Raw genomic sequence first — 14,546 nt, 5'->3', positions numbered from 1 at the left:
GCAACAGTTTCTTTACGAAACGGGAGAAAGCGGCTTCCGTGGGAGCCAACTGATAACGATAAGACCCTTTTTTCGTACGGATGATCCGAGTTTGGAATCCGCATACCTCCCGGAGTTGGCTGTTGCGCTTCAGTTCCCGGATCAAAGCTGCAACTGTGGGGTGTTGGAACACGAAACTGGCAAGGAAAGCCCGCCACATGGTGAACACAGGATAATCATTCCGCCCCTTCCCACGTTCTTCTTCCAAAAGGGCGATGAGTTTCTCGTCCGGCAATGCATTCAGCACGTCATTTAATTTCTCTAAATCCCCGAGCTGGTTATTTTCAAAAATGGATAATTGTGTTATTCTGTTCATAGAAAAAGCGACCTCCTTAATATTTTGTAGTGACTATATTTTACTGCTATTTCAGCAGTATGGGGCGCTTTTTCTTTTTTTTTTTTACATTAGTCGCAAAATCCATAAAACAATAGATCGCCAAGGTGAAAGTGCTGTAACAGCAGGCTTTCACCTTGGCGATTTTTATTTTGCTACATCCGCTATCCTTAGAGCCCCAAGGGCTCCAGAACAGCGTAATTGATTCGGTGATGAAACGTTCGGATTTCTTATCCGCGTCACGAAAATCCGAGGAATGCCGCATCCCAGCAAAGTTCCGTGCATCCCCATCATCGATAAAAAGACAACAGTTCCTGGAGCGGCCCGCGATCCCGGAAATCCTTCAGATGGACAACATGGAACGGATGTGCCACAGCGAAGCCACGGATCGGAATCTCCTTCAGCGTCCCCTCTTCCAGTTCCTTTTCGACCGAGATGCGATAGAGGAAGGCGATGCCGCGGTTCTCCGCCACCAACTGCTTGATCGGGCCGATGCCGCCGACGACGGTCGTCCGCCCGAAACTGCTGAGGTTCGCCCCCTCTTTCAGGAGGGCATTTTCGAGAATCCGCCGCGAACCGGAGCCTTCCTCGCGGACAAACAGGTGCTCGCTGAACAACGCCGCCAAATCCTGTTCGCTGCGCCACAACGGGCTGACAGCCGCACAGACCCCGATGAACGGCTCATCGGACAGCTTTTCGAAGCCGAGTTGGCTCTGGTTGAAGTCGCCTTCGATGAGCGCGAAATCGATTTTCCCCTTCTGGATCAAGCCGGTAAGCGTGGCCGTATTGTCGACGATCATCGATAAATGATGGCGCGGATGCTTCTCCAAGTAGCTCCCAATCAGTCCCGGCATGACGTACTCGCCGATCGTCAGCGTCGCCCCGAAAGACAGCGTCGGCGCATCGTCCTGCTGCAGCAGATGTGTGCGGATCCTCTCCACATCGCGGTTCAGCAGCGAGAGTTGTTCCTCCAGATAGCGCCCCTTTTCGGTGACCAGCAGCTGCTTGCCTTCATAGCGGAACAGCTGGACGCCCATTTCCTCCTGCAGATGCTGGATGTGCTGGGTGACGGCCGGCTGCGTGATGTTCAATTTTTTGGCGGCTTTCGTGTAACTGCCCTCCTCGATCAGCGTGAGAAACGTTTTATAGCGGTAATCCAACATGAGCGGCACCTCCCATTAATTTTGCTTATACCTGCATAATAAATCATTATTTTTATTTATGCAAAAAGTCGGGTAAAATAGATTACTGTAATGCAACATCTAGGGAGGATTTCGACACTCATGAAAATAAATGCACTCAAGAAAGAACTCGATGGCGTGCTGCCCGGCCTCGCCGCCAGCATCCTCATCTCTTTGATCAGCCAGCTTTTGGCCCGTTTCCTGCCGGCACTCGGCGCCGCTTTGATCGCCATTTTGTTGGGGATGCTGCTTGGCAATACGCTCCTGAACCGGCCGGAACTTGGTCAAGGAACGAAATTTTCCGAAAAACGGCTCTTGGAATACGCCATCGTCATGAACGGGCTGATTTTGGATTTCCAGGTACTGAAGTCAGCAGGGATCAAAGGCTTCGTCTTTATTTTGCTGCAGATGGGGCTGACGATTTTTGTCACCTACCGGTTGGGCAAAGTCTTCGGCTTCGGCAAACGCTTCTCGCTGCTGATGGGCGCCGGCAACGCAGTCTGCGGCTCATCTGCCATCGGGACCGTTTCGCCGATCGTCCAAGCCGACAACAAGGAAAAAGGCATCTCGATCACGATCGTCAACTTGACTGGAACCGCGCTGATGGTCCTACTGCCGGTCCTGGGCGCCGTCCTCTACGGTAGCGACACGCTCCGGACATCCGCTCTGATCGGCGGCACCGTCCAATCCGTCGGCCAAGTCGTCGCCGCCGCCAAGCTCGTCAATGACGATGTCGTCACACTGGCGACCGTCTTCAAGCTGATGCGCGTACTCCTGATCATCGGCGTCGCCGTCTTGTACGGGCGCATGAACATGAACGAAGGCGAATCTTTGTTCACGCGCAAAAAACGCGCGGAGATTACTGCAGGCGAAGAATCAGGAGCGTCCGCCACCCCGGCCGCCGTCTCCTACGGCGTTCCCTGGTTCCTGACAGGTTTCGTCATCTTCTTCCTGATCCGCAGCTTCATCGGTGTTCCCGACAGCGTCCTGGTCGCCTCAAAAGCCATCAGCACCCAATTCGAAGTCGCTGCCCTCGCCGCAATCGGCATGCGCGTCAAATTCGCCGACATCATCAAAGAAGGTCCCAAAGCCATGCTCTACGGGTTGACTGTTGGTGCTGCGCAAGTCGTGATGGCTGTGGTGCTGATACGTGTGTTTTTCGGATAACTGCAACAAAAAGCATCGGTTCCTGCGGGAGCCGATGCTTTTTTATTTGCTGTCGCGCGATCTGTCTGGTGTTTTGCGGTTTCCGGTATCCGATTAGTCGACAGACTAGCGGACTCTCGGGTATCTGAGTCACCGTCCTGGGCTGACGCCCGACAGAAGAGCGAGCTGTCGGGTGTTTTGCAGATTTCGGTATCCGATCAGTCGACAGGCTAGCGGACTCTCGGGTATCTGAGTCACCGTCCTGGGCTGACGCCCGACAGAAGAGCGAGCTGTCGGGTGTTTTGCGGATTTCGGTATCCGATCAGTCGACAGGCTAGCGGATTCTCGGGTATCTGAGTCACCGTCCTGGGCTGACGCCCGACAGAAGAGCGAGCTGTCGGGTGTTTTGCGGTTTTCGGTATCCGATCAGTCGACAGACTGGCGTGCTCTCGGGTAAAAGAGTCACCCTCCTGGGCTGACGTCCGACAGAAGAGCGAGCTGTCGGGTGTTTCGCTTTTTCTGATCTTCGTACAGCCGACAATCTTAATCCTAAAGGATTATTCCCAACCGTCGTCCTCATCCACGACAAATTCTTCTTCATCATTAACATTTCGTACTTCTTTGTCTGAGTATGTTTTAACATTTTCTTCTGTTAGCCTCTCTATAACTATCAAATCTGCGCGTTCTTCATCGATCTCATCCCACTCCATCATCGAAACCACCTCGCTATTCTTTCTCAGAATTATTTTGAATTCCATTACCATTGTTTCTTTCTGCACGCAACTTGTAAACAAGCCCCAACACTTGGACAGCGATGATCGGGGTCATCGCGACGAGGGCGATCATGCCGAAGCTTTCGGAGACGAGGTTGTTTCCGTCCATCGCGCTGGCTGCTCCTTGGACGAAGGAAAGGATAAAGGTCGCTGTCATCGGTCCGGATGCGACGCCGCCGGAATCGAAGGCGATGCCTACGAACATTTTCGGGACGAAAATTGTCAGTGTCAGCGCAATGAGGTAGCCCGGCAGAAGAATGTGCCAGAGTTGGATGGCCGGAAAGATGATGCGCACCATCGCTAAGGCGATGGCTGTACCGATACCGATGGAGAGCACGATTTTTACGGCATTCCGGGTGACTGTGCCCTCCGTGACCTCCTCGATTTGGTGCGTCAGCACATGGACGGCCGGTTCCGCCAAGACGGTGACCAAACCGAGCACGAAGCCGGTCGCAAGCAAATATTGCTTATTTTCCAATGAAGCGACGCGGAAACCGATCGTTCGGCCGATGTCCATGAAGCCGGCTTGGGCACCGAGGAGGAACAGGAAGAGGCCGATGTAGGTCAGCAGCAGGCCGTAGAGGATCCACGAGATGTTTCGTCGTGAGAGGCGGAAGGAATAGCGCTGCATCAGGAGGAAGATGAGTGTGATCGGCAACAGTGCAAGCAGGACTTCTTCGGCAACGATCGGGATTTTTTCGAGGAATGGTGCCAGCAGGCTGGTGGTTTTCAGGGTGTCGATCGGAGCGTCAGGGGGCGTGATGCTTCCGCCCGCGATGCGATCCATCAGGAGAATAGCGAGGATCGGGCCGACCGAGACGGCGCCGATCAGCCCGAAGCCTTCGGTGTTGGCGGCGAGATTGTCCTTGCGCAGCAGCGTGACTCCGAGAGCAATCGCCATGATGAACGGTACCGTCATGGCGCCGGTCGTCGCGCCGGATGCGTCGAAGGCGATGGCGAGAAATTCATCGGAAGCGTTCAGCGCGAGGATGAATACGACGGCGTACAGCACGATCAGCAGCTTGTGCAGGACGATGTTACGGACGATTCGGATCAGTCCGAGTGCCAACAGCACGGCGATGCCGAGGGATACGACAAGGATGATGCTCCATTTTCCGACAGCGCCGGCCGTCAGACGTTCGACTTGTCCAGCCAGGATGTGTAGATCCGGCTCCGCGATGGAAATGATGAAACCGAGCGCCAAACCGGCACCGGCAAGCAGGATGAGGCTGGCGGTCTTGGAAAACGTCCGCCCCATCGCTTTTCCGATCATGCTGACGCTGAAATCGATACCGTGCAGAAAAATAGAGAGTCCGGCGGTGATGCAGAAGGCACCCAACAGAAAACGCTGTAGCTGCAATGCAGTCAGCGGCGTCAAGGTGGCATGCAGCAACAGGACGATTGCGATGATAGGAAGGACCGCATGCAGCACTTCACGGATTTTTGACAAGAACAGTTTCATCGGAGGCACCGCCTTTCTGAGCTTGGCGTTCAAGGTGGTTATCTTTCTTCTATTATAAACGAAAAAGCGGTGCGGGAATAACTGGAAGAATTTTGTTCCGTTATATGTGGCGGGCTGGCGCTCTCGGGTAAACGAGTCACCATCCTGGGCTATCGCCCGACAGAAGAGCGATCTGTCTGGTGTTTTGCGATTTTCGGTATCCGATCAGTCGACAACAACTTGTACCGTAGCTTTCCGGTTCCCCAAGATGGCTTCGGGAACGCCGATGATTTCGCCTTCCAATTTGAAAATCCCTGGCTTCTCCAGCTTTTCCAAAATGGCGGGCGTCAGTTCCTGCCATTTGACCCACTGCTGCGTATCCGTGCCGTCGTTGTAGCGGAGCGTGACGTAGGACGGGAAACCGACGAGCTGGCCGTGTTCGATGGCATACTGGCCGGCTGCCATTGTGAAAGTCGCTTCACCCTGGGAGACGATCTTCAGTTTTTCGACTTGTTCAAATTCGTCCGGCACCTTTTTCCAGACTTTCAGGTAGTCGACCTGGAACACTTTCGGATACGGCGCAGTCGGATCGAACGGGCCGACCCACCAATTCTCCCGCCCTTCGTAGGCCGACAGGATGGAGATCATCGGATAGGCGACCTCGGCTTGGAACGTCCCGATTTCTTCGTCGTCGAAATAAAAGACGAAACCTTCCGGAGTCCATTCGAAAGTGTAGAGATGGAATTCATTGCTCAAATCGGCCTCGCCGACATCATAAATGAAATGCTGCTCCCGCGCTGCCGGATCCCGGTGCGCATACAAAGAAGCTGTGACGACATTGCCGAAGTTCAGGGAATTTTCGAATACGTCCACTTCCACATCCTGTTCCGGTGTATCCTGGATTCCGACGAGCCACCAGGCGCACATATTGCCGAGGCTGTTCATCATTTTGGCGCGGATTTCGAAGACACCATATTGCGAAATGAAGCCCATGAATGGCTCGATATCGTTGCGGACCTCCAGATCAGTCTTAAATTCGTGCAGTCCGGTCCGGTTGCCGGTCATTACGCTGGATGTGCGGACCGTCCCGTCAAATTCGGGATTCCACGGCTGGGTATCCTCATGGATGATCAGATTCAGATTGCCATCCGCCACCTCGTAGACGGCACGCGCGGATTCCATGTCCGGCGTCCAGGAAGCCAAATATTGGTCATTCCAGATGGCCGGATCGAGCGGGCTTTCATCGAAATTCTCATCGAAAATCAGCCGGTATTCACCGTTGTAGACCGGTATCGCTTCTGTTTCATCCCCGTTCGCCTGCCACCCGCGCAGAAACGCGTAATCCGACTGGTGAAGCCAGACAAAGAGTACTGCGAACAAAAAAACGATGCTGATTAGTTTGATTGGTTTCTCCATAAGGATTCATCTTCTCTCGTAGATTTGGGGAGGATTCCAAGATTGCGGTTGAGCGGAGTTGGAGGTAGTGTTCGTGGATTTTCCTCCGGTGAGGCTTTGCTCATCGGAGGTAGGGTCTATTTTGGATGGCTCAACTCCGGCGAGACGGTGCTCACCGAAGTTGAGCCGTGGTTACCTGGCTGTCCCCCGGTTAAGAGCTTCTCGCCGGAGGACAATTTGTTTAACTGTTTAACGGATTCAGCGGCTGAACGCTCCTTTAAGGCAGCCATTCATAATCTTCGGGCAACTCAATAAATTCCGTTGCAGTCCTGTCGCTTATTTCCAAAACATCGAGATTGAACTCATTTTCTCCGGAAGCTGAGCGGATTCGTTTCAGGACATTGCCTTCGAAATAGTAGAACATCCGGTCGCCGTTTGCGGTGTAGTATTCTTCATAAATGAGATCTTCATCCTGCCAGCTGCCCACATAGATGCTGCCGATGTCCTTGAAGGGCGGTGCTGCGATGATGCCGTCGTCTTCCGGTTCTTCGGCGGAATCCGCACTTTCATTCCTCGCGATCGTCCGGTCCAGGTGGTCGACCGCAAAAGCTTGCCCGTCCAAAGTAAGATACGTTGTGTCCGTATTCTCCCCGCTGATCCGGATGGCCTGATCCGCGCCAGCAACGGCGACCGTCAGCGCCCGGTCCTCGAGCTGACTTCCTGTGAACTCGCGGTAATGATACTGTGCCACATACTGTCTGCCCGCAAAAATCGCGAAATACGGATCGGCTAAATGGGTGCTGGGAATGCTGGTGTCGGCTTCCACAGAGGTTTCGCTGCCGCTTCCAACGGTTGATTCGACTGTTTCGCTTTGGCTGCTTACGATGACGCTGCTTGATTCGTCCGATGCAGTTGTCCCATCCAGTCCGCAAGCCGCGAAATTGCGGCGATTGCAGTCAGCATACCTAATACAGCAAATTTTCTTTTCATTTAAAAAACCTCCTTACGCAAAGCAAAAGGTTCGGTCCGTTATGCTGGCTTATGTTTCCTTGTTTCCATTATAAGCCGGAATGATTGTGGTCACTATGAAAAGCACTCCATAATCATTTCCATCGTGCCGTTCATCATTCTGATGACGGTACTGCTTTGATGAGATGAATCGTGCGAAGCGACAGCAGCGTTGAATAATTAGACATCCGACAGATTGAATGTTTCATCGCTACGCGCAGAGCACGAAGGGATTATCGGGTTTATCGGGCGGGAGTTTCCCCGCCAAACAGTATTTGGCGGGCTATTCGGGGCTACACCAGGCGTGTTTTCCCCGTCAAACCAATTTTGGCGGGGAATCTCGAGCCCCTCACGCCGAAGATAGCCCGCCAACGGTATTTTGGCGGGTTTTCTGTTTATGTTTTTTCTTTATGCATGTCTGCAGCCGGACAAAAAATTACGCCATAAAAAAAGTAGCCATTTGCGGCTGCTTTTTTCAGTGTTTCGTGATGTATACTTCCTCATCCATTTCGGCTGCATGCGGGGAGTGCGAGATGATTTCGATTTCTGTGCCGAGTGCAGAAACAATGTAGCGCGTTTCGCGGCCGAGGAACTGTTTGTCCTTGATTGTGGCGCGCAATCCGCCAAGCTGTTTGTTTTCCGGCTGGAAGCTGAGTTCTTCGGGCCGGATCGGATAAAGGCGATTGGCTTTGAAATAATCGGCAACTCCCGTTCCTGGCCAGCTCAATTCGTTTGCTTCAGCCGGGCGGAAACGATCTCCTTGCCATTCGCCGTCGACCAGCAAGGCTTTGCTGACGAAATTAGCGACGAACGGCGTCTGCGGATAATGGTAGAGATTGTACGGCGTGTCGATCTGTTCGATCTTTCCTTGATTCATGACGATGATGCGGTCAGCAAGTGCCATGGCTTCGCTCTGATCATGCGTGACATAGAGGATCGTTGCTTTGGTAGCGCGATGGATGCGTTTGATTTCCTGCACCATCACTTGCTTGAGGTGCGCATCCAAGGCACTCAGCGGTTCATCCATCAGCAGCATCTTCGGCTGCGAAACGATGGCGCGGGCCAAGGCAATGCGCTGTTTCTGCCCTCCCGATAACTCGTTCGGATAGCGGTCCTCAAAGCCCTCCAGTTCGACCAGCTGAAGCGCCTGCCGTATCATTTCCTTGCGCACCGCCTCGTTGAAACGTTTCTTGTTCTGCGAGCTTTTCAGCGGGTATTCAAGGTGCTCCTTGATGGTCATGTGCGGCCAGAGCGCGAAATGCTGGAACACCATTCCGAGCTGGCGATCTTCGACCGGCATGGTGTCCTCATTTTCAAAAAAAGCTTGTTCACCGAAACGGATGCTGCCGGCGGTCGGGTCGATAAAGCCTGCCACTGAGCGCAGCAACGTGGTTTTTCCGCAGCCGGACGGGCCGAGGATGGCGATGAATTCATTCTCCTTCACTTGGATCGTGATGTCGTCCAGTGCCTTGGCTGTGCCGAAATGCTTGGATAGGTTGGTGATGAGCAGTTCAGTCATTGGTTCGATTCCTCCGTTCAAAGTGATTGCGGATCAGGACGATCGCGAGAATAAAGAGCGTCAACAAAACGGAATAGGCCTGGGCGATGTTGTTGTCGCCGCCGGTCTGCAGATTGAAGATCGTCAGCCCCACCGTCTTCGCATCGGCCGCAGCCAAGAGCGAGGACAGCGTCAGCTCGGTGAATGCGCCAGTGAAGACGAGGAAGGAGCTCGAAAAAATTTGATTTTTGATGATGGGGATGATGATACGGCGCCATTTCTCGAAAGTCTTCGATCCAGAAACGGATGCGGCCTCCTCCAGCTCGATTGTGACGCCCAAAAGTGCCGTGTTGCTGCCGCGCAAAAGCAGCAGGATGTAGCGGGTCACATAGGCGATCAAAAGGATCCGCACCGTCCCGTAGACGTTCGGAACTTTGCTCCAATAGAAAATCATGCTCAACGCCAGCACGATGCCGGGTGTCGAATAGGTCAATGCGGCTCCCAGTTCGATCGGCAAGGTAGCTCTTTGATCATGTCGTTGCTTGTAGTACATGACCCAGACGCTGACGAGGATGCCGATCAGAATCGCAACGACAGTCAATCCGAAACTTGTCAGGAAGCCTTTGTACATGTTCGGTGTCTCCAGGATGAAGCGGTAATTATCCAGTTTCATGGTACTGATATCGAAGAGCGAGCGGCTGTAGCCCACTTGCAACGATGAAAGGAACATGACCAACAAAGGCACAATGTTCACGAGCAAAAGTGTTGTGACGGATAGTATTTCGACCAAGCGGCGTTTGCCTTTTGCCAACAGAATGCGTGGTTCGTAGTCGGGCCTGGCAGCTTCCATGATGACCGATTTGCGCAGCACCCACCACTGCAGCGCTATGCCGCCGAAAGCGATCAGTGACAGGATAATCGACAACACGGCGGCCTGGTTGAAGCTCGCCGGGCCGAAACCGATCGCTTTTTCGTAGATGTAGGTGCTGAGAACGGTGATTCCCGCGGGCGAACCGAGCGTTGCCGTAATCGCGAAATTATCGATGGAGCTCAGGAAAGCCAAGATGACCCCACTGACGATCGCCGGCAGGACAGTCCGGAAGTTGATGTTCCGGAGCGTTTCCTTCATGCGGTAACCTGCGATCCGCGAAGCCCATTCCTGTTCCTGCGGGACTTTACGCAGAATGTCGACAATGTTGAGATACACGAGTGCCGCGTTGCTGATGCCGAGGACGAGAATGATTCCCCCGAGCGAATACATGTTGATGACAGGGAGCCCGTTTTCGCGCAAAAACGTATTGATTGGACTGTTCCCCGCGAACAATGCCGTCCACGACAGCGTCACGACATAGCCCGGGATGATGTAGGGCAAGATGACCAGCAATTCGACCAGCCGCTTGAATCGGATGTTTGTATAGGCGACGATCAGCGCGTAAAGGAATCCGACCGCCACTGATATTGCGGTGGCCCCAAAGGCTATGATGAACGTGTTTCCAATGGCCTGCAGCGTCCGCGGCGATTCGAAGATGCCTGTGAAGTTGGCGATCCCGAAGCCCCCTTCCACCTCGAAACCCATCTTGAAAAGCGTGAAGAGCGGGAACAGGAACACGAACAGCCCGATGATCCAGAACAGGATCTTATGGGTGAAATGATAAAATTTCGACATGATTTCTCCTTTAAAAAAAGAAGGAAGGAAAAGGTCGGGATTTTAGTCCTGGCCCATTCTTCCCTCAATTCATTTCCAGTTTTTATGCACTTCTTTTGATTATTGACCGAATATTTCGGCGAATCGCTCTTTGTCGGCTTCGCGTGTCTCCATGACTTTGGCTTCGTCAAATGCCATCGGAGTGATTTCGTCCACACCTTTCAGACCTTCCGGAGCAGCAATGCCTTCACGCACAGGTGTGTACCCCATTTCTGATGTCACTGTCTGGCCTTCTTCAGAGAGAATGTAATCCACAAAGAATTCCGCCATATCCGCGTTATCAGCACCATTGATGATGCCGATCGGTTCGGTCACGTACAGTGCGCCCTCTTCCGGATAGATGAACGTAATCGGAGCCCCATCGATGCGGGCACGGTTTGCCATGTAATCCACCAGCATGCCGATGCCTTCTTGGCCGTTCAACAATGCATCACGGACGGTTCCGTTTCCTTGGCCGACAAACAAGGCATTTTCCTTCAGGCCTTCATACCATTCCCAACCTAGCGCATCTTGTTGAGTGATGATGGAAAGGTTCAAGGAAGCGGCACCCGAATAAAGCGGGCTCGGAATCATGACTTGGTCTGCATAGGCCGCATCCGTCAAACTTTGGTAACCGGTGATGCCGGAAGCGTCGATCCTGTCCGTGTTGACCGCGATACCTGTGGCAATGACTTTCGTGCCGGCGTACAGATTTTCGTCGTCGATATATTCCGTAGGGATGGCTTCCAACTCAGGCGACTCATATGCCTGCAGCAAATCTTCCTCAGCCAATCCTTCGAAAGTGAAGCTGTCCGAAACCAACAAGACATCCGCCAAGATGTCGCCGGTTTCCTTTTCGGCCATGACTTTTGAAAGGACTTCCTCAGTACCGGAGCGGAAGACTTCCACTTGGATGTTCGGATAGACCTCGTTGAAGCCTTCAACCAATTGCGCGATATCCTGCTCCGGTTGGGAAGTGTAAAGTGTGAACGAACCGGATGCATCCGTGGTGGCTGCCGATTCCGAAACTGCCTCAGAACTCACACCGGTTGCCGCTGAATCCTCTACTGATTCTGTCGTATCCGCTGTACCGCATGCCGCCAAAGTCAAAGCTGACATCCCTGCAAAAATCCATTTATTCCATTTCATCGAAAAATTCCTCCTTGAGATAGGTTATATTTTTTTTGATCACTTTCCGTTCCAAACCGAGGTCCATCCCTTCGATGACGATCGGCAGTCCGCTTGCCAAGATGTCTGGCGAGAGCTTGCCAAAATCGAGCACACCTTCACCTAATGGGGTATGGTACTGTCTTTCTGTGCGGTTGCTGAGGTGCAATTTGCGGATACGCGGCAGCTTATTGAGGTGATCCAACACCATCTCCTCGTCGCGGCAGTGCGCCACATCGAGTGTCACGTACATCCGTTCCCAGAGGTCGCCAGCCACGCGTTCTAAAACATGGCGATCGGTAATGAATTCCTTTCCTACCGGCTCCATGATTTCAAAGGAAATCGGCTGGTTGCGTTCATCGGCATCAGCCATCAACTCTTTCATGGATGCCTGCATATATCCGTCGTGAACGGTCTCTTCCAGGCCGATCGACAGGCGTCCAGGGTGGATGGTGACATCCTTCGCTCCCAGCGCATGAGCAAAAGCGATCGACTTTTTCGTTTCCAAGACCGAAACGGCACGGACCGATTCCTGCAAGGCGCACAGATTCAGGTCCCAGCTGTAGGCATGCACGAAAACTTCCAGCTCGTAAGCAGCGATGAGCCGTTGTAATTCTTCGATCGCCACGCCGTGATAGTCCATTTGTTGATGGAAAATTTCCAATCCCATGCGCTGTTCCTTCGCTGTCCGGAATATTTCTTCTATCGAATGATTCCACATCAGGGGTGTGGATAGATATGTATTTGTCATGATGGCTTGATTCATTTGCTCCTTTCAGTAAGAACTCTCTTAAGTATAGGGATTGTTTGTAAACTTCCGGTTAATTTGAAGTTAAAAATTGTAAAGCTTACTAAATGTATATAAAAATTGTGATACGATGGGGACCAATAAGCACAGAAAGTGGGCGTTGATATGGGAAGACATCTTTTTTTTGAGGAAATTGTAAACTTTAGGGATCTCGGAGGCTACAATGCCGCGGATGGTTCGGTTCTGAAGGACGGGCGTGTTTATCGATCGAGTATGCTGTTCGGGCCGACTGACCATGACCGTCAGAAATGGGAGTCGCTGGGCATCGATACGATCATCGATCTGCGGGCGCCGAAGGAACTGGTGCGTGAGCCGAATGCGTATGCGGATTTGGTAGGCCGTTATGTGAACGTGAATCTGAGCGGCAGAACGGATGCCGGCCGCAGCAGTGAGTTGGCGCAATCGGCTTCTTCGCCCTACTTCATGAGTGATCGCTATCTCGAGTATCTTTCGGCGGGAGATGAACTGGCAAAAGTGTTCCGGATTTTTCTTGAACGCCGGGATAGGCCGCTTGTCTTTCACTGCAGCGCCGGTAAGGACCGCACCGGCGTCATCAGTTATCTGCTATTGAGTCTGCACGGCGTTCCGCTGGCTGAAATCGTGGCGGACTATCAAGTTTCATACACGTACATGAAACAAGATCCGCGCCTGCTTGATCCGGATAAGCACTTGAACATTTATGTCTCCTATCCGGAAATCATGGAGTTATTCCATCAAGCATTTGTGGACAAGTACGGTAGCGTTGAGGATTATCTGCGGAGTATCGGACTTGACGAGGAAGAGGTCGCGGGCCTGCAGAGGTTGTTGCTGTAAGCAGCAGGATGTTTTGAAATGTGTTGGCGGATGAAGTATTGAATAATTAGTTGTATAATCATTAGGAAGCACGTCACTTTTCCATTTGAAATGGGGTTTTAGTTATGGACTATTCAGAAAGCAAATTACCGCCCACCTATGATGTGGCCGAGAACGAGTTGCCTTATCAGATTAAATTGGCTCTGTGGCAGACTGCTTTCGGCTTGCAAAAGGTCGATGGGCTCAGTCCATCCAAGTACATGGTCGAGCTGGCCTACGAAAATATAGAAGGAAAAAAAGGATATGACGCCATTTATCGCGAAATTTCGGATTATCACCGGGAAGAACATGTGGACGCAAACACGGTCGAGGCGGATATCGTTTCGCTCCGGATTGCGGAATTGTTGGCCGAAGATCACTTCCTGCTCTCACCCTCAACACTGTTGGGTATCCACAGGCATTTATTCACGGATGTTTTCTCGGAAGAAATTCCTGTGGGAAAGTTCCGGAAAGTGAATATCACAAAGAAAGAGCCTGTGCTCGATGGCGATACAGTCCAATACAGTTCGCATTTCATGATTCAGGATACTTTGGTGTACGATTTTGAAAGAGAACAGAATTTCTCGTACGCTGGCCTGACCAACGAGCAAAAAGCGTTGCATGCGATGACATTTTTAGCGGATATTTGGCAAGTCCATCCTTTCAGGGAAGGAAATACCCGGACGGTCGCTGTTTTCGGCATCCAATATTTGAGAAAATTAGGATTCCACATCGACAATTCACTCTTCAGCGAGCATGCCGCCTACTTCAGGAATGCCCTCGTGCTCTACCATTATCATGGCGAGAAACACGATAAACAGTTCTTGAAAATGTTTTTCGAAAATCTGCTGATGGGCAAAAAGAACATACTATCAGATGAAGAAATGTACGCGAAAAAATAAGATAAAATGTTCAAAAGAACGCAAAAAACCGAAGACGATCAGCATGCGGATGCTGATCGTCTTCGATTTTTTGCGTGAAATGAATACATTCCATGTGTTTGTCAGGTTTTCGCGTCTCACTATTATGCTTTGAACACATTTGGATCGAAGGTTGTCCGATAACGCTGATGAATCGGACATTCGGCATACGTTCGGGTCGACGGTTGTCCGATAATCCCAATGAATCGGACATCCGGCATACGTTCGGGTCGACGGTTGTCCGATAATCCCAATGAATCGGACATCCGCCGCACTTTCGGTACGAAAATAGGAGTTGCTGCCTCAGTCCGAGGCAGCAAC

The 14,546-nt window shown here is 52.0% G+C and carries 13 protein-coding genes; 3 read left to right on the top strand and 10 right to left on the bottom strand.

The genetic code is table 11. The annotated features are described in order from the left end of the window. Positions 1–355 (bottom strand): transposase (locus tag TES5_RS08295; protein WP_198143314.1); only part of this gene is annotated, 355 nt, incomplete at its 3' end. Positions 356–663: 308 nt separating this feature from the next. Then, the gene (locus TES5_RS08290) at positions 664–1,536 is read right to left on the bottom strand and encodes a LysR family transcriptional regulator (protein WP_068561397.1); all 873 of its coding nucleotides are present in this window, start codon (positions 1,534–1,536) and stop codon (positions 664–666) included. 120 nt (positions 1,537–1,656) lie between these two features. Here TES5_RS08290 and TES5_RS08285 point away from each other — a divergent pair, with 120 nt between their 5' ends. Beyond that, complete coding sequence (locus TES5_RS08285; RefSeq protein ID WP_068561396.1) at positions 1,657–2,721, top strand: YeiH family protein; 1,065 nt, start codon at positions 1,657–1,659, stop codon at positions 2,719–2,721. A gap of 536 nt (positions 2,722–3,257) precedes the next feature. On the opposite strand, the gene TES5_RS15190 is transcribed toward TES5_RS08285, so the two are convergent. The 8 genes from TES5_RS15190 to TES5_RS08250 all read right to left on the bottom strand — a co-directional run bounded on the left by TES5_RS15190 (position 3,258) and on the right by TES5_RS08250 (position 12,432). After that, a complete protein-coding gene (locus TES5_RS15190; protein ID WP_157080401.1) occupies positions 3,258–3,413 on the bottom strand; it encodes a hypothetical protein in 156 nt (51 codons plus the stop codon). 13 nt (positions 3,414–3,426) lie between these two features. Then, on the bottom strand, positions 3,427–4,935 hold the full coding sequence (locus TES5_RS08280; RefSeq protein ID WP_068561395.1) for a DUF1538 domain-containing protein: 1,509 nt from the start codon (positions 4,933–4,935) through the stop codon (positions 3,427–3,429). 204 nt (positions 4,936–5,139) lie between these two features. After that, positions 5,140–6,330: a family 16 glycosylhydrolase gene (locus TES5_RS08275; protein ID WP_068561394.1), complete on the bottom strand. Its 1,191-nt coding sequence runs from the start codon at positions 6,328–6,330 to the stop codon at positions 5,140–5,142. Between the two features lie 256 nt (positions 6,331–6,586). Continuing rightward, positions 6,587–7,135, bottom strand: a complete 549-nt coding sequence (locus TES5_RS08270) for a hypothetical protein (protein WP_068561393.1) — start codon at positions 7,133–7,135, stop codon at positions 6,587–6,589. 657 nt (positions 7,136–7,792) lie between these two features. Next, positions 7,793–8,836, bottom strand: a complete 1,044-nt coding sequence (locus tag TES5_RS08265) for an ABC transporter ATP-binding protein (RefSeq protein WP_068561392.1) — start codon at positions 8,834–8,836, stop codon at positions 7,793–7,795. After that, the gene (locus TES5_RS08260) at positions 8,829–10,481 is read right to left on the bottom strand and encodes an ABC transporter permease (protein ID WP_068561391.1); all 1,653 of its coding nucleotides are present in this window, start codon (positions 10,479–10,481) and stop codon (positions 8,829–8,831) included. Before TES5_RS08260 ends, TES5_RS08265 begins: the two co-directional genes overlap by 8 nt. Before the next feature lie 99 nt (positions 10,482–10,580). Then, entirely contained in the window at positions 10,581–11,648 is a 1,068-nt protein-coding gene (locus TES5_RS08255) for an ABC transporter substrate-binding protein (protein ID WP_068561390.1), read from the bottom strand. Beyond that, positions 11,635–12,432 (bottom strand): sugar phosphate isomerase/epimerase family protein, encoded by a 798-nt coding sequence (locus tag TES5_RS08250; protein ID WP_068561389.1) that lies wholly within the window; start codon positions 12,430–12,432, stop codon positions 11,635–11,637. The genes TES5_RS08255 and TES5_RS08250 overlap by 14 nt, the downstream gene beginning before the upstream one ends. A gap of 147 nt (positions 12,433–12,579) precedes the next feature. Here TES5_RS08250 and TES5_RS08245 point away from each other — a divergent pair, with 147 nt between their 5' ends. Next, positions 12,580–13,287 carry a tyrosine-protein phosphatase gene (locus TES5_RS08245; protein WP_068561388.1) on the top strand — a complete coding sequence of 236 codons (708 nt, stop codon included), beginning with the start codon at positions 12,580–12,582 and terminating at the stop codon, positions 13,285–13,287. 104 nt (positions 13,288–13,391) lie between these two features. Beyond that, complete coding sequence (locus TES5_RS08240; protein WP_068561387.1) at positions 13,392–14,207, top strand: Fic family protein; 816 nt, start codon at positions 13,392–13,394, stop codon at positions 14,205–14,207. Positions 14,208–14,546: the final 339 nt, after the last annotated feature.

It is taken from the genome of Trichococcus sp. ES5 (assembly GCF_900067165.1).
Classification (GTDB): Bacteria; Bacillota; Bacilli; order Lactobacillales; family Aerococcaceae; genus Trichococcus; species Trichococcus flocculiformis.
Note: the sequence above shows the minus strand (reverse complement) of the source record. Positions and strands in the feature narration are given on the sequence as shown.